Genomic DNA, 16,258 nt, shown 5'->3' on the forward strand with positions numbered 1-16,258 from the left:
AAGTCCCATGGCATTCCCTGGAACCCCGAGCCCCCAGTCCGTTCTTGACGAGTGGGCAGAACCACTTAATTTCGAGCATGTGGATTTGCGCCCATCAGCGATGGCCTCGATCGAGCAGTACCCCACGTCATGGCTTGTTGTGGAGCAATTCGTGCATAGAAACCATGACTCTGACGGGGTGTCAACGGTGCTCATCACCTCATCAGCGCGCGCTGCCGCCTTCGAGGAACGAACGTGGTCCGGCACGTATCTGGGCGAGTTCGGGCTTGAAAACGGGGACCAGGTTGAGCTTGGGCTCACTACAGAGATGGGAGATGGGCAGGCTGAATTTTTCTGTCAAGTCCAGAAGAACCATGGGGTCAGGCCGCCGACCGTCGAGATCGCGTATCCCTTCCTATGGTTTTGGGATGCGATTCGCGACGGAAACAATTGGTTCTATCTGGACAGAGCGGGGCGCGAGCAGCAACTGATCCGCACGACTTTGAATGAGGCGGACTACACAGTTGAGGTTCGGGCGCTCGAGTTCAGGCGCTACCTTCAGCAACGCGAACTGCTCGGACTCATTCAGCGCGACCACGTGCGCTGGGCGAACGTGGCGAAGTTTGATCCAGTCGATCTCGCCTACACGAGCGAGTGGTGCAGTCTTGCTTTTAACGCCCGGCATGGTCAACCGATCCCCGGTCAGAATGCGCACTCCAGGCTGCTCGGGCAGAACATCGTTACTGGCATTCGGGGAAGACCCATGCCGGCCTGGTTGGACCACGGGGATGAGCGCTACGGCGAGTTCATCATCGGCGTCGAGCCTGAAACGGGCAGGCCTGTGTCGCACACAAGCGACCCGGACTTGCTCGCCAATTACTTTGGCAAGAACCCTGATGCACCGCATTACCTTACGAGTGTGCATTTCGATCAGAAGGTGCTTGACCGGTATCTTGACGAGCCGGATCGTTACGTGGTCTCGACTAGAAGGCTGTCTGCTGTCGACATGTGGTCTGTCTCCATCGGTAGGACGTCGACAGGCGATGTTGAGATCTACCTCGGTGACTTAGGGAGAGACCTCCCGTGGCTGGAACACCCTCACTGGGGAGCCCACAACGTAGTGCCCCGCGGGGAAATGAATCCAGACCGTTACAGGCGAGACTTTCTCGGCCAATTCGCCGGAGAAATGGAGCCGCTTGAGATGCTTCGAGATGCCCTAACATCGGCCAACGCCGCCGCGGAACGAGCCTGGGGTCGGCCTCTGTTTCGGCCTCTCGCCGCGGATGAGGCGCAAGAATTCGAGCGGCTCCACCCGCCCGTGCACGATGGAAAGCGGGCACTTGTCCAGCCGATCCTGCTGCTGACGAAGGCGCTGGTGGATGCGATCAATGTGAAGCTGATCAAAGAGGTAGCCGGCCCGAGCGAAAGCCGGTCTGTGGTGCTGCTTGGAGAACTCGTCACGCAACTCGGTGGTGACCCTTCCATCATCGCTCCGATCCGCGATCTGAACCGGTTTCGGTCATCGGGAGGCGTCGCCCACCTCGCGAATGAAAGCCGGACGAAATTGCTTGCGTCTATCGGGCTAGAAGGCCTAACCCCAGCTGAGACGATCAATACACTGGCCATCAGTCTGTCTGCTTCGCTATTAGCGATCGCGGGCTGTATCGCCCTTGCTGCAGATTCTCCGGAAGTCGTTGAAAACGATCCGAGTCTTACTGTGAAAGCACCCTAGTAGCAAACGAACAGACCCAGTCTCGCGGCGCATCAGCGGTGCTGGGGCGGCGAAGGCCAGCAACAACATGTGGGCCTAGGCCAGCCGCTGTCGGCTGCGCTGACGCCGGTGAAACGAACTAACCAAGCGGTCGGCAGTCCTGGAGCCTGTCGCGGACCCGCTGGTATGCCGCAGCCCCGTCACGGTCGGGTGCAGCCACTCGAATGACCGGGGGGTGTCCCAGGGCAGGAGTTATGAGGTCACGAAGCGCGTCGTGGTAGGCGCGCTGACGCTGCCTTCCACCTTCCCCGAAGCCTTTCGCCGCCTTGCTCTTTCTATATTTATCTGAACGGCCAGCCCATTCGCTGCACAGGCCTCGATACGCGCGCAGGTCGAAGCCCAAGCGCGCGGCGGGAGAATAGAGCTCAAGTGTGAGCAGCCTGAAACTCGTGAAGTGCTGGGATTCGTCGACTTCGATAAATGTGCCGCTCTGTGCGTGGAAAAAGTCACCCGGCAGAGGGGTCAGGCGCTTCGCGGCCTGTTCTTCGACGCGCCCGCCCAACGAGTCGAAAATCGCGCCAAGGAGCGCGAGAACAGCCGGTGGGGCATCCGGAACTCCGAGATGACCGCGCTGGTTCAGCCACGGAACGCGGGCACGAGTCAACACGATGCCATCTGCGGCTGCTTTCAGGGCGAATGCACTTTCGCAGTCGCCTACAGGCATAGAGCCTCCTCCATCTGAGCGCGGCGACGAACAAAGTATCTCGTCCTAATTGGACAATACCTTTCTCGGTGCAGATGATATGAGAAAATCGCCTTATATCGCGGCACAGACTAGGACATGACCACTCTTAGCGAAGCTCTGCGCCCATGCTCGCAACTGGGGCGAGCATGGGAGTATTCGAGTGTGACCTCGTGCCCATTTGCATTTCCACCGTTCCGACTCTGGCCGCCCCTTGCCTAGAAAGACTTCTCGGCCCAGGCGTGCAGCGCCTGAAGAGTCCGCCGGCGGTCGGGTTTGAGCCGGATCAGCCGCTCGCCTGATTCGTGTAGGCCGAGAATATGCTCGGCGACCGCGACGGGACCGGGCATTGATTCTCTGTTTGTGGACGCCCAGGCATTTAGTCGAACCTTTATGGGACCGGTGCCTGAAATCGCTTCAGTAGACACTTTCGTGATGGAGAAGAAGTCGTTGAGCGTTTGAATGTAGAAGTCCTCATGCAGAAAGTCTTCAAGTGCTTCTTCCGGAGGGAGCGACCGAATCCGTTTCGCGGGTATCGATGCCTCCACCAGCTGTTTGTTCCAAGCTTTCCCACCGGCGTCGCCGTCCACGAGGAAGACCACTTTGGCCGCAATGGTGTCTAGCACCCCCATGTCATTCTTGCTCGCGGCGGCAATGCCGGGAGCAACCTGATAAGTAAGGTCCTTCTCGCCGATCGCGAGTTGAATGAGCGTGGGCATCAGGAGCATGTCAGCGGCGCCCTCAACCACCATCGCGCTTCTTAGGCCGGAAAATGCCGCGGCGGCGGCACCCATCACGATTAGCAAAGGGTTGAAACCGACGTGGTCGGACGCCTTGATGGACCAAAAGTCGTGTCTTATCCTGGAAACGCCGCCGGCGCCAGGCTCGACGAAACGAACGCCGTTCCCAAGGTCTGCTGGCAGGCAGCCGGGGGAGTGAGTTGTGTAGATAACTTGCTGCACTTGTTCCAGCCCCTGCAGCATCCGAACAAGGTCAGCCTGCGCGTTGATGTGTAGGTGTTGCTCAGCTTCATCTATAAGTAGTATCGGAGGCTGTTCGGTGCCTTTGCTATGAAGAAACGTCGCCAGCGCGACAAACGTTCGAAGGCCATCGCTGCGTTCCGAAATGTCAAGCCAGCCGACTGATCCTTCTCTAACGTCCCTCACATGAACGCGCAGGATGTCACCGTCGATTTGCAGGCCCACAGCGATCGATTCCTGGCTCCACCGCGCTGAGAAAAATCTTGCGAGCCGATCCCGAGCATCGTCAACCAACTGGGCTATGTATGCGCTGTCCGCCCTGTGCTCACGAACACGGTTCAGGTCGAGCCCAGCTACCAGTAACAAGTTTCGGAGCGCAATTGAAGTATCCGTAGCTGGGTCGGTTAGAGAGTATTCCGACCGAATATCGCGCTCCTCAGAGCCGAACATGACGAATTGCGTTTCCACAATCTCCAATTGGTTTCGCACTAGATTTCGCAGGTCGATCGATGGCAGTGCGAAGCGAATGTACAGGTCGAACGCCCCGGATGCTTCACTGGAATACCTGTTTGAAAGCTTTATATGTTCCGCGATCAACGACTGAGTCCTGAGGAACGCGCCTTCATCCGCTTCCCCGCCCTTGAAGTGATTGGCTATTAGAAGGGGGTCGTCGCGCTGACTTGAGGCCGCCTCCGGGTCTGATCCTTCGATCGTCGACGTGTACTCGTCAACGTATTTGGCCAAAGTCGGGAAGAGCGAATCTGCGTCAGTGAACAACTCTGGCTTTAGCTCGGGTACTGGCCAGAATGAGTAGTCGATGGTGCCGTCGACCCTTTTATGTCGGCGATAGTGCGTGGGCGCCATTCGGATCGGCAAATCACCCAGCAACGCGATCTGCGCAGCGGGTATAGCGAAATCAAGCCTGACCACGTCGGCATTGGCGGTCCAGCCCTCGTCACGTCTGGAACGAGAACGGGACTGTGGCGAAACCGGATTTGTATTATCGAAGAGCAGTAGCGCAGCTAAAACCGACGATTTGCCCGCCTCATTCGGGCCTACGAAGGCCACGGTTTTGCGGCCGACGTACGCAGATGCCTTGACCAGCCGTCGAAACTCGAATATTTCGAAGTGGTCTAAAAGCACTGGGTCTCCTACAGATAATTTCGAGAGGTGATGATTAGCGCGCATTCGACTTGAGGATACGAACCCTACGAGGCAATTGATTCAAAACCTATCTCACCCAGTGAGCAGCCGAGGCTCGAACGTCGCGAAGATGGCTCTCCAAGGTCACGATCGTACGGAGTAGCCATCGACCAACCGGGTGAATGTAGCAATGCGGGCCCGAGCAGCGAACCGCAGCGAGAGTTTATCGGTGGGTGCAGAGTATGTAACTCCCTCCTCGCAGAACTGGCCCTTGCTCCGGTGAGCCAGCTCAGCGTCGACGGCGTAGGTTGCATCCCGTTCGACCAGGTGCCGCGAACTCCCATCTCGTCTTGAGTCTCTCCAAACACTCGCTAATTGTCATGACGAGCAAACTGCCGTACCCGCACTGCCATGACGCTTTCGACGACTCACCATCGTCCCCACGACAGACGACCGAGTCGTCCACTGCGTCGACGTCATCAGCCATAGGGGCAGCAGCCAGAAGCTCAGCCGGCATGGACCCGCCGTGAGTACGGCACACTAGAACCACAACGAGAGTGGCCCTGTTTTCCGTCGGCAAAATGGCCCCATTTTCGGTCGGCGTCTGCATACTCATCTACTGAACTGAAACCTGGGCCCCACATGCCGTTGATACCTGTCGACACCGAGATCGAGATTTCCTTTGCAAGAACATTTGACAAGGCGGCTTGGCAAATGGCCGGACAGCGAACTCTTGTTGTCGTGCCAGACGCCAGCGGATGGAACGATTTCAACAAGAACTTCCGTGCACGACTGCATTTCGCGGGCTTCGCCGAACTTCATTCCCCCATCGAGATGAAGCTCATGTTCGCGAGCGCGGTGGACGCCTCGACGGCGGTGGATGGCATTCTGGGAAAGCGAGCGCACGCGGAGCTGGAACTCATTGAAGAATCCTTTGTGTCCGTGCTCGCCAACACAGAGAGTTACCGGATTTTTGTGGAGCGGCTGAGTTTCGCGGATGCGTTCGCATCACTACGGCGGATGCACGATGCAGTAGTTACGCGGCTCGAAGGAGCAGATCAGGTGACTCTCGCTTTGGCTCAGAGCATGAGCTTCGTGCAGAGTGTTCTCCGCGAAGACGCGACTTGGGATGCGATGCGTCAGGGCGACCGATACCTGACGCCGGGTATCGTGCCAGATGTCGCTGACGCGGCGCAGTCCTTCAACATTGAAGTACAGCTGCAGGGGATGAGCGGTACCCATTCACTCGATGCCGACTTCGGCCAGGATTTTCCGCTATCAAGGCGGGCGTTGGTGCTCGTCGGAGAGAACGGCGTAGGTAAGACGCGCTTCTTCAGGGCCCTCATTGATGGCGTGCAAACTGTCCCGGATTGGGATGTGCAATCACAGCAACAACCACCGACCTTCAGTCCAAGGCCGGAATTCTCGAGACTGATCGTTTTTTCATCGGCGGCTTCGGATCCCTACCCTTCGCAGGTACCGCCCTGGCGCGGCGTCGACTACCGCTTCCACCGGATGATAGGTCATCCGGGTGGAGTGGCCGATGACCTCGCACAGTCTCTTCTGGATTGCATGCGCTCAGAGGGCGATCTCACGGGACTTTATGGCACCGACAGAATGGAGCTTCTAGACGCCGTCCTAGGGCCACTCGGTTTCAAAGACGATCTCTACGTCGAAGTCGCCCCAATCGGCCAACAAGCGGACCTGCTTCCCGTTCCGATTCAGGTGGACGACCGCCACTACTTGCCTTTTTTCGGCATACGCGGGGAGCAACGCAGATTGCAGCTCCAGGCGAGGATGGTCCCCAACGCCCCGCCAAGGGTGCTAGAAGCAAAACAGCGAACCCGTGACCTCAGTAGCGGCGAGCAGGCGCTCCTTCGCTTCGCAACCCAGGCGATAGGGTCGCTGCGATCGGGAACTCTGTTTTTGTTTGATGAACCTGAAACACACCTCCATCCCCGCTACGTGTCGATTCTCATGACTATGCTCGAGCGCCTGCTTGAATTGTCCGGTTCCATTGCCTTGATCGCCACTCATTCTGCCTATGTCGTTAGGGAGGTGCCAGCCCGACGTGTACGCATCATGCGGAAGGACCCAGAGGGCGGGATAATTATCGAGCCACCGGGAATGCAAACCTTCGGTGCCAGCATTGACACGATCTCGCAGTTCGTTTTTGGCGATGTCGAGCTGAAGCACCGTTTCCACAAAGTTCTCGATAGTTGGCTGACAGAGACGCCTAACGCCACACTGGACCAGTTCCGAGAGAGCTTTCGAGAGGATCTGAACGCGGAGACACTCTCCTATATCGCTCAGATGTTTGCGGATCGGCAGCCGCTGTGAGGCATTTACCGATGCCCGCAGACTCCGGGGATGCAGTAGTAACTACTCAGTGCAAGGCGAACGGTTGGGATGGATACCGCGACCGATGGTTGACAGCAACGGCCGCTTACCGCTCGGCCGGTGGCGATCCGTGGGTCGTGACTGCAGCGGCTTTCACTGAAGAAGAAAAGACGGCGCTGCGCAAGCTTTACGACGATCGTCGCAGGGGCGGGCCGATCCGTCGGATAAGGAGACCGGAGGGCGGATTCTCGTCCTGCCCGATGTGCGGATCGTCTGGGGGCAGGTCCCTCGACCATGCATTGCCGAGGGCGGCGTTCCCCGAATTCTCGATCGTGCGAGAAAACCTGGTTCCAGCTTGCACTATCTGCAACAGCGATGAGAAAGGGTCGGATTTCCGCGGAGTGGGCGCTCCTGAACGCCTTATTCATCCTTACTACGATGAATGGGCTTCTGACCCGATATGGAAGGTCGCGTTCGGTCCTGATCTGGACGCCGTCGTGTTTCGGGCAGTTCCGAGCGAACTTGTAGCAGCGAGTCGGTGGCCGACGGTCCAGTACCACCTTTCGAAAGTCCTCGGTACCGAGTGGCAAGAGAACAGCCGGCGTTATTGGTCGACGCTCCCGAACACGATTAGGAACAGAGTGGGTGTTTCTCCCACCCTGGCGGAAACTCGGACTGAATTGGAGACGCGTCTCTCTGATGAAAAGTTCGACAAAGGTGTGAACGGTTGGTACCCGGCGTTCTTGCGCGGGGCGCTAAGCGACGTTCGTGTGCCGAAGTATCTAACCGAACAGGTGAGAAGGCTATCGCCCTCTTTCTCAGGCCGTTGACGGCCGTGTCGGCCCAGCGAGCGCTCGCGCGGTGCTGGATCTATTGACGTCTTTTCACGCGCGCTGGAGATCTCCGAGTCATCCAGAGCAGCGCAATCTAGGGACACTGATATCTGGAGTCTCGGGTCTGACGTCCCGCTGGGCCGTGGCGTGCAATCTGTGGCAGGGAAACGGCGCTCAATTGGTCCTCTTCTCTTTCAAATCGCTTCAGGATGACTATGTTCGGGTGGTCTTACACCGGCTCCGGACGGAGCAAGAAGATTGCCGAAGTACTGCGATGACACCCGTAGCGAGCAGGGAGTAAGAATGCCCCGCGTCGGGAGCGAATGAGGCGTGGCATTCATCCCCCATAAACTGGCCAGCGCTCTCAGCCGGACAGGCCACTTTAGATCGGTTGTTGAGCGACTGTGGTTTGGACAGGCCGGCAGCCTGCTCGCCGACTCCTGCTTACTTATGAGAAATGAAACCTAGAGCGACTTGGGAAGTCCCGTATTGGAATTGCCACGCCTCTTGCAGATCGAGGCGGCACACCTCCTAGGTAACAACGGAGGAGGCCGTGGTGACGGTGTCGATGCGGGTGATGAGCGCCGGCGACGGTTACAAGTACCTGCTGCGCACCGTCGCTGCCGGCGACGGGCAGCGGTCACTCTCCACACCCTTGACCCGCTACTACAGTGCCAAGGGAACACCGGCGGGTCGATGGATAGGAAGCGGTCTGCCGGGCCTCAGCTCGGGCCGCATCCTTGAAGGCGCCGAGGTCACGGAGGCCCAGCTGCAGAAACTGATCGGACTGGGTCGAGACCCGGTCGACGGGGCACCCCTCGGTCGCGCCTATCCCGAATATCAGACGGCAGCTGATCCGGCGCCCGGCAACGCTCAGGAGACAGTTGCCCGGCGGCGTGCGGTCGCCGGGTATGACTTCGCGTTCTCGATTCCAAAGTCGGCGAGCGTCCTCTGGGGCGTGTCAGACGCAGCAACACAATCGCGAATCATGCAGGCGCATCATGCAGCGGTCTCCGAAGTCGTGGCGTACATGGAGCGCGAGGTCGCGGCGACGCGGACAGGAACCACCGCATACGACGGAGCCGTCGCACAAGTCGATGTCACGGGCCTCATCGCCACGGCTTTCGACCACTTCGACAGCAGAGCCGGCGACCCGCACCTGCACACGCACGTGGTGATCAGCAACAAGGTGCAAACCGTGCTCGACGGCAAATGGCGCTCCCTCGACGGCCGACCGATGCACGCCGCCGTCGTCGCGCTCTCCGAACTACACGAGTCCTTGTTCGCGGACGCCTTGACGCGATCACTGGGCGTGCGGTGGGAGATGCGGCAGCGGGGGAGAGATCGCCACCCCGCCCTATCGATCAGTTCAGTGCCTGAGGCACTCGTGACAGAGTTCTCGTCGCGGTCGCAGCACATCGATATCGCGACCGACGCACTCATCGACGCCTACCATGCCAGGCACGGACGCCGACCCGGCCCAGTGACCATTACGAAACTCCGCGCGCAGGCGACACTCTCCACGAGGCCCGCGAAGGAAGTGCACTCGCTTGCCGACCTCACCTCGGCCTGGCGCACCAGAGCGGAGCGAGTGCTCGGCGAGGACGCGACGAAGTGGGCGTCCACAGCAGCCGCGACCATTCCGGCACCTACGCTGCGTGCCGAGGACGTGCCGCGGGAGGCGATCGACGAGATCGGATCGAGCGTTATGACGGCGGTGAGCGAGAAACGTGCGACCTGGCGGCATTGGAATCTCGCCGCCGAGGCAGCACGCCAGCTGGCGCAGCAACGATTCGCCTCGGCATCTGATCGCGAAGCCGTCATTGGCCTCGTCGTGGATGCCGCCGAGCGGGCCTCATTGCGGATCACTCCACCCGAACTCGCGCCGTGTCCTGCGTCGTTTGTGCGAGCGGACGGCACGTCCGTCTTCCGACCGAAACCCGCCACCCTCTTCACCTCTACGGAACTGCTCGACGCGGAATCTCGGCTACTGAAGCGCGCAGCGGACACAACCGGCCCCCGAATCGACCCGGCCATGCTTCGTGCAACGTCACTCGCACTGCTACCGAATGGCGTCGTGCTCGCTGAAGACCAGCTCGCCGCGCTCAGCGCGATCGCCGGCTCAGGGCGCGCCGTCGATGTCCTGGTGGGTCCGGCCGGCGCAGGCAAGACGACCGCGATGAGCGCGCTTCGGCACGCGTGGGAGGCAGCGCACCACACGGGCTCGGTGGTGGGGCTCGCTCCGTCGGCCGCTGCCGCTCAAGTATTGGCAGAAGATCTCGTCATCCCAACCGAGAACCTGGCGAAGTGGTGGCAGAACCATCTCGACCACGGAGAGGCCTTCCACGCCGGCCAGCTCGTCATTGTCGACGAAGCCTCCCTGGCAGGTACCCTGTCCTTGGATCGGATCACCGCGCTTGCCGCGAGTGCCGGGGCGAAGGTCCTGCTGGTTGGCGACTACGCGCAGCTCCACTCCGTGGACGCCGGCGGCGCATTCTCAATGCTGGTTCACAGCCGGGCGGATGCCCCAGAGCTCGTCGACGTGCACCGCTTCACACACGAGTGGGAGAAGACAGCCTCCCTCGGACTGCGTCAGGGCGACCCCGCCTCGCTCGACCACTACATCGCGCACGCAAGAGTGATCGGCGGTGACACCGAGTCGATGACGGATGCCGCCTACGCAGCCTGGCGCGCGGACAGCCGAGCCGGCAGGGCGGCCGTCCTGATCAGCGACTCGAACGAGGCGGTCGCCGCGATGAACGCACGTGCCCGCACGGAACTCATCCTCGCGGGTCGCATCGACGCGGTCCAAGAAGTTTCCCTCCACGACGGAAACCGTGCAGCCGTCGGTGACACGGTGATCACCCGCCGAAACGACCGGCAGATGCGCACCTCCCGAAGCTGGGTGCGCAATGGCGACCGGTGGACCGTGACCGGGGTGCGCCAGAACGGCGCGGTCGATCTCCGCCGGCACGGCCGCCGGTGGGGGAGCGCGGTGCGGCTTCCCGCGGACTATGTCAAGCACCACCTCGAACTCGGCTACGCCGTCACTTCGCACCGCGCGCAGGGCATCACGACCGACACCGCACACGTTGTTGTGACCGCTGGCATGACGCGCGAGAACCTCTACGTGGCAATGACGCGAGGCCGTGATGCCAACACTGCGTTCGTCGCCGTCGACCGACCCGATGTGGCTCATGTGGGGCCGCGATCGGGTGACGACAACGATGCGACGGCTCACAGTGTCCTTTGCGGCGTTCTGAAGCACGTCGGCGCCGAACCGTCCGCGCACGAGACGCTCGTGGAGGAGCAGGTTGTCTGGGGTTCTGTGGCGCAACTTGCGGCTGAGTATGAGACCATCGCTGCGGCCGCGCAGCACGATAGATGGACGGCATTGGTGTTCGGTAGTGGGCTCTTGTCCGGGCAGGCCGACGAGGTCATCAAGTCACCTGCATTCGGGGCCCTGAGTGCGGGCCTTCGGCGAGCCGAAGCCCACCACATCGACGTCGGGAGGCTGCTTGATCGAGCAGCCGGAGCACGCGGGTTCGAGGATGCCGAGGACGTGGCGGCCGTTCTGTGCTCCCGGGTAACGTCGGCGGTCGCGCGTGACGCCCGCGCAGGTAGAGCGCGCAGGACACCGCGGCTTATCGTGGGGCTTATCCCGGAGGCGATCGGACCGATGGCTGCGGAGATGCGCCAGGCCCTCGATGAGCGCCGCGATCTGATCGAATCACGAGCGAACGCCGTCCTCGACGAAGCATTGCGCGGAGGCGCTGGGTGGGTTCAGGCACTCGGGGTCTCGCCACGAAGGCGCGAGGCACCAGCCTGGAGGCTGCAGGCGCGTATGGTGGCGGCATACCGAGACCGCTACGCAGTAGTCGGCACGAGCCCCCTTGGTGCCACACCGGAGACAGAGACCCAACGTCGCGATGCCGCTCAAGCTCGTAGCGCAGTAGAGGCCGCCAAGCGGATCGCGGAGCAAGAGGACGCTTTTGCGACCTGGCGTCAGGGTCGCACGGCAGGCCCAACACCTGTGCGCGTCCGCATGTAGTACCCAGTGTTCATAACAGGAACTGAAGGGCGTCATGGCGTCACCGGTGGGATTTGAACCCGCCGAACGACCCCGAAACGACAGGGTCAGATTCCAACTAGCCCGTAATTACGCGGGAGTTGAGTCAGTTTGAATTTGCTGACTCATGGATGAATTGTGGGGAGTTGTGGGGTTGGTCGCTGGTGGTGGCTTCCAGTTCGACCCTGATCACAGCGGCCTCCCGACGGGCCCTCTGTGTCTTGGCGGCGTCCTCCAACGCTTCCAGGGCCCGCTCGGCAAGCAGGCGCAGTTTCAGCGCCTCGGTACGAAGCTGGTTGTTCTCTCGGCGAACGCTGACAGCAGCCTCACCTGCCCACTTACGCAACACAGCGTTGCGCCGTTCCGTGAGACGCCCGGCATCAAGCGCAAAGCGCTCGATCTGTTCTGCATCTTCCATGTACCACCATTGGAGGTCAGTGTTCTGCGCATCACGCACGGCGCGATAGCGGTCGTAGCGTTCTTCATCGTCCAGAGCCCGCAACATGCGGTCGCCGTACCGGGCTGCGAGTGCGCGAGCGATTGTGTAGCTATCTATGTACTCGCTGTCCAGTTCCTCGAGGCTCAGGCCGCTGATCTCGGCGAGCGCTGCCGGCTCCATGATGTACGCGTCGTCAGATCGATGGGACGCAACGGCCACGTCGCTTGGCACGAGCAGGTCGAAGGTCCATTCAGCGGCGTCCTGCTCGGCATATCCATCCGCTTCTCGGATGATTGCGGCATGCCTGAACTCTTGAGCGTCATCCCAAGGTGCGCGGAGAAAATGGGGCATGGCTTTCTTCCGTTGGTACTCCACTCCGTCTTCGTCGACGAACCCAACGAGTACTCGCCTGTCTTCAACCCTCAGGATCTTGACGCGGTAGTAGTACCCGGTGTCAGTGGCTCCGTACGCCCAGAGTTCGTCCTTCTTCATGCGGTCGATTGAATCAGCAACGATGCCGGCGCGGAAGGGTCCTGGACATATCGCTATATGGTGGCGCGCATAAATGATCTGGATGCCCCAAATCTGCCCCACATGCCTTAATGTGATGCATCCGACCCACCGATTCGGTGCGGTCGTCTGGCGATGTCCTGAGTGCGGGATGGTGAGGCTCTGAGTGACTAGACCCTGGAGCCGCGCTCCGCAATGAGCCTCGCGCTATCAGCCTGCAGGTCAGCATCTTGGACCTGACCGGACAGCCATTCCGAGAAGGTCTCCATCGTGTCGTGCGCCCACATGTGCGCGGGCTGCAGGATTTGAGCCGTATCGCCTGTGCTTAGAGTGCGGCGGGCAAGTTCGAATGCAAGTCGACCATGAGCAGCGGTCCATAGCTCAGCGCCTTGAAGTTGTCTTGTAACAAGCCAGTGCCCGGACACTGCATCGTCGGCAGTCAACGAAGCCCGGTAGACAGCAATGCTCCCGCGCAAACCACGAAGCAGCGGTTCCACCATTTCAGCCGTGGGGTCCATCGAGATCATGTCGGACAGGGCGACTATCACGCCCCGTGCCGCCCCATGCCGACGCTCAAGGTAGTGGCTGCGTACGGACACCGAACGCTCGTTTCTAGCGAGCCGCACGGCTATCACGGTGGGGATAAGGATGGCCGCAACTGGAATGGCGACACTCATAGTGACCTCCCACCAATTGACGGAAAGGAACCAAGCGACTACTTCAGGCATGGCTCGAAGCTACACCGCGACCTGCTGGGTCTAGTGCCCGAAGTGGGGCATGCTGCGCCTCGGTCATGAATGCTCCGTCCAAGAACGCGGGGAACGATGGTGTGGCGGTGCCCAGAGTGCGGGATGGTCCAGCTGTAGCGCTTAGGGCGGGCTGATTCCTCGCGCCCCGAATTGGGGTGGCCCCACTTCGCTCAGAACTGCAGGCGCGGAGGGGGGCTCCGATTCTCTCTACTACGGTGAGTCTTGAGCTGTGTGACAGCAAGGGGGCACCATGAGCAAGCAATCATCGCAAGACTTCGAGGGCATAGCGGACGGCGTAGTCCAGCTGCGGTTCTCGAATGAAGACAATACGGTCAACGATATTAACGCCGCTGAGTTCGCGGAGGTTCTTCAGGGACTGGTCGAGTTCACCAGTCAATTAGCGAAGGCTGGCAGTTTCGGGGATGGAATGGCTCCGGTCGTCCGAGTCCGTCCACCAGTCGAGGGTTCGTTCATCGTAGATGCGATCGTCACGTCGTACGGCATCGACCCCGTAGCTACTGTTGGCACCATAATGGGGGTGACCGGTGGCATCGGTCAGAGCATCAACGTCGCAGTGAAGCGACTACGAGGGGACGTCGTTACTAATATCGACTACCTCAATAACGGCAACGTAAAGCTCAACTGGCGCGATGGCACCGTTAGCGAAGTGCCGGAACCAGCGTGGAAGCAACTCAACGCCATGAAGTCTTCCACACGTAAGGCTCTACGGAAGATAATGGCGCCCCTAAGCGACGACGTTGCCCACCTTGAGGTGCGCGACGGCGCCCTAGACGAATCGTCGGATGAGGTCTTGCAGTCGGAACCTGAGGTTGTGATGAGTCGCTCCGACTACTACACAGCCGCGGCCGAGGTAGACGACGAATCGATTGAAACGGAAGTCCTTGAGGCCGAGGCGCAGCTGAGGAGCATCGACTTCCGTCCGGGAGAAAAGTGGCGCGTTCAGACGCCTCTGGGGAACAGACTGGCTACAATAGAAGATGAAGACTTTCTTCTTCGGCTTGATCGCGGGATGGCTCTCCACAAGAACGATATCTTCACTGTGTTGATTAACGAGACCAGAACCACAAAGAATGGTCGAACGACCAAGGAATGGTCGATCACCCAGGTGACTTTTAAGCGACGGGGAGATGACGATGGCTATAGCGACAACGCATCCGAAGAGTCATCCTCCGAAGCGGCGTGAAGGCCCGCTCGACTTCGTCAGCCTAGGAGTCTTATTCGTCTGCGTGGTGGCCATAGTCCTCGTGCTCGTAGGAGTGGCAACTGTTGGAACCTCACCGTGGGCCATTATCTTGCCCACGATTGTAGGATTTTGGTCCGTCGTCACGCTCAGGCGCTAGTTAGCAGACCGGCTTCGGCCCAAATGTCTTCGGCTCTGCTTGTCACGTCACTGGCTCTGGACGTTCACTAACCAGCCGATACTAAATGCCCCGCCAGTCCGAGGACGAGCGGGGCATTTTGGTGCTTTCTCGGCTATATCCCTGACGCGTTTGTCGACCCTCGACCCCACGGGGGCCACCCCCTTGGGGTAGCTGTAAAGCACCTCCGGGGGTAGGCGACGTACATTCTGGGTGTCTTTTCCACATCAACCCGAGTCTTTGTACCGAGGCTCTTTGTCCGGGGAGGGACTGTCGCTCTAAATAGAGAGGGGCCGGCTGCGCAAAGGGTCGGCTCCTCTTTTCATTCGCTCGACGCCTCGAGGGCGAGTGTGCCGATCGCCGCGGTCCAGGGGTGCGCCGCGATAGCTTTCTCGAATGTCGGTGCTGCGCTCTGGTTGGGTAGCGCTTCCTCAGGGCCCACCAGGACCACCACGCACATGCCGGTCGCGGGGTCGGTAGAGAAGTCCAACCGCACGTGGTGGCCGTCGATGGAGCCGAACACGACCGCGCTAAACGGCCCGGTGGGCTTGGCCATGGCGGTACGAAACTCAGCGCCGATGAGAGCCAATTGAGCGTTGACCAGGTGCACGAGGGGTTCCGTGCCCCTACCCGTTATCACGGCCGACTGAGGCCGCTCCGGGGCGGCGGCGGCCTCCTGGTCGCCGGGAGCGCGCTCGACAGCCGAGGCCCACACCCACGCTCGGTGAGTGCCGCGATCTTCCCACTCGACGTAGACGGCGCGAGGCGTCCAGGCCAGAGCCAGGCCGCGCACGCGGTTGGCCGTGGCGGGGTATCTCACCCAGGCCAGAACGTGCATCGGTTCGCCAGCCATTGCCGCCGGCAGGCCGCCCAGCTCCGTGGGCGTGAGGCTGGACGGGCGCACCACGAATTCGCCGCCGCGGTCGGGCTCAACCTGCCCGAGGGTGTCGGCGCGTGCCGTCCTGTATTGCCGGCCGGGGTCACTGGGAGGTGTCCTGTTCGGTCCCACAACCCAATTAGAACATATGTCCAAATCGGACGCGAAGTCATGTTCGCCATCCTGACCGCGTGATGGGCGTGGGCGTGAATGGCTACGGCTCGAGCGGGATCCAGCTCCTTGCGGAAGTTGCCCCTGGTGCCGTTGTCCTCCTCCCACAATTCGCAAAGAGAAGAGATGATGCTGCGCAACAGTGGAGGGTCGTACTTCTTCGAGGGAGGCCCGAACGGCTGGTCGACGGCAGTCATGACTGCATCCTGTCACCTGGGCTCAAGACCATGATCACTCGGAGCCGAAAACGATCGTTTCGAGCTGCAATGAATGGACCTATATGGGCAGCCCACAAAGGTGTCAGAACTGCTGTTCACAAAACTGCCCGCAATCAAG

Annotated in this window: 10 protein-coding genes; 5 read left to right on the top strand and 5 right to left on the bottom strand. The window is 60.5% G+C overall.

The features are described from left to right. Positions 1–7: 7 nt before the first annotated feature. A complete protein-coding gene (locus E3T22_RS06175; RefSeq protein WP_134480511.1) occupies positions 8–1,711 on the top strand; it encodes a hypothetical protein in 1,704 nt (567 codons plus the stop codon). Between the two features lie 118 nt (positions 1,712–1,829). Here the strand turns inward: E3T22_RS06175 and E3T22_RS06180 are convergent, their stop codons facing one another. Next, entirely contained in the window at positions 1,830–2,414 is a 585-nt protein-coding gene (locus E3T22_RS06180; RefSeq protein ID WP_134480512.1) for a hypothetical protein, read from the bottom strand. 236 nt (positions 2,415–2,650) lie between these two features. Continuing rightward, complete coding sequence (locus E3T22_RS06185; protein WP_166789267.1) at positions 2,651–4,555, bottom strand: AAA family ATPase; 1,905 nt, start codon at positions 4,553–4,555, stop codon at positions 2,651–2,653. Between the two features lie 642 nt (positions 4,556–5,197). Here E3T22_RS06185 and E3T22_RS06190 point away from each other — a divergent pair. Both E3T22_RS06190 and mobF read left to right on the top strand, forming a co-directional pair. Next, positions 5,198–6,895 (top strand): AAA family ATPase, encoded by a 1,698-nt coding sequence (locus E3T22_RS06190; protein WP_134480514.1) that lies wholly within the window; start codon positions 5,198–5,200, stop codon positions 6,893–6,895. Positions 6,896–8,296: 1,401 nt separating this feature from the next. Next, entirely contained in the window at positions 8,297–11,779 is a 3,483-nt protein-coding gene (gene mobF, locus E3T22_RS06195; protein ID WP_134480591.1) for a MobF family relaxase, read from the top strand. Positions 11,780–11,903: 124 nt separating this feature from the next. Here mobF and E3T22_RS06200 read toward each other — a convergent pair whose 3' ends face one another. Continuing rightward, positions 11,904–12,728: a hypothetical protein gene (locus E3T22_RS06200; protein WP_134480515.1), complete on the bottom strand. Its 825-nt coding sequence runs from the start codon at positions 12,726–12,728 to the stop codon at positions 11,904–11,906. 82 nt (positions 12,729–12,810) lie between these two features. On the opposite strand from E3T22_RS06200, the gene E3T22_RS19645 reads away from it, so the two are divergent. After that, entirely contained in the window at positions 12,811–12,912 is a 102-nt protein-coding gene (locus tag E3T22_RS19645) for a zf-TFIIB domain-containing protein (protein ID WP_370291464.1), read from the top strand. Positions 12,913–12,916: 4 nt separating this feature from the next. Here the strand turns inward: E3T22_RS19645 and E3T22_RS06210 are convergent, their stop codons facing one another. Then, complete coding sequence (locus tag E3T22_RS06210) at positions 12,917–13,474, bottom strand: hypothetical protein (protein ID WP_104165117.1); 558 nt, start codon at positions 13,472–13,474, stop codon at positions 12,917–12,919. A 271-nt stretch (positions 13,475–13,745) separates the two neighbouring features. Between E3T22_RS06210 and E3T22_RS06215 the strand changes: the two genes are divergently transcribed. Next, the gene (locus tag E3T22_RS06215; RefSeq protein WP_134480517.1) at positions 13,746–14,699 is read left to right on the top strand and encodes a hypothetical protein; all 954 of its coding nucleotides are present in this window, start codon (positions 13,746–13,748) and stop codon (positions 14,697–14,699) included. Positions 14,700–15,196: 497 nt separating this feature from the next. Here the strand turns inward: E3T22_RS06215 and E3T22_RS06220 are convergent, their stop codons facing one another. Then, entirely contained in the window at positions 15,197–15,883 is a 687-nt protein-coding gene (locus E3T22_RS06220) for a hypothetical protein (protein WP_134480518.1), read from the bottom strand. Positions 15,884–16,258 lie beyond the last annotated feature (375 nt).

Source organism: Cryobacterium sp. TMB3-10 (assembly GCF_004402305.1).
Lineage (GTDB): Bacteria > Actinomycetota > Actinomycetes > Actinomycetales > Microbacteriaceae > Cryobacterium > Cryobacterium zongtaii.

Coding starts and splice junctions, on each gene's coding strand:
- mobF (WP_134480591.1), top strand. CDS start 8,297: ATGCGGGTGATGAGCGCCGGCGACGGTTACAAGTACCTGCTGCGCACC.
- E3T22_RS06215 (WP_134480517.1), top strand. CDS start 13,746: ATGAGCAAGCAATCATCGCAAGACTTCGAGGGCATAGCGGACGGCGTA.
- E3T22_RS06210 (WP_104165117.1), bottom strand. CDS start 13,474: ATGCCTGAAGTAGTCGCTTGGTTCCTTTCCGTCAATTGGTGGGAGGTC.
- E3T22_RS06175 (WP_134480511.1), top strand. CDS start 8: ATGGCATTCCCTGGAACCCCGAGCCCCCAGTCCGTTCTTGACGAGTGG.
- E3T22_RS06180 (WP_134480512.1), bottom strand. CDS start 2,414: ATGCCTGTAGGCGACTGCGAAAGTGCATTCGCCCTGAAAGCAGCCGCA.
- E3T22_RS19645 (WP_370291464.1), top strand. CDS start 12,811: ATGCCCCAAATCTGCCCCACATGCCTTAATGTGATGCATCCGACCCAC.
- E3T22_RS06190 (WP_134480514.1), top strand. CDS start 5,198: ATGCCGTTGATACCTGTCGACACCGAGATCGAGATTTCCTTTGCAAGA.
- E3T22_RS06200 (WP_134480515.1), bottom strand. CDS start 12,728: ATGAAGAAGGACGAACTCTGGGCGTACGGAGCCACTGACACCGGGTAC.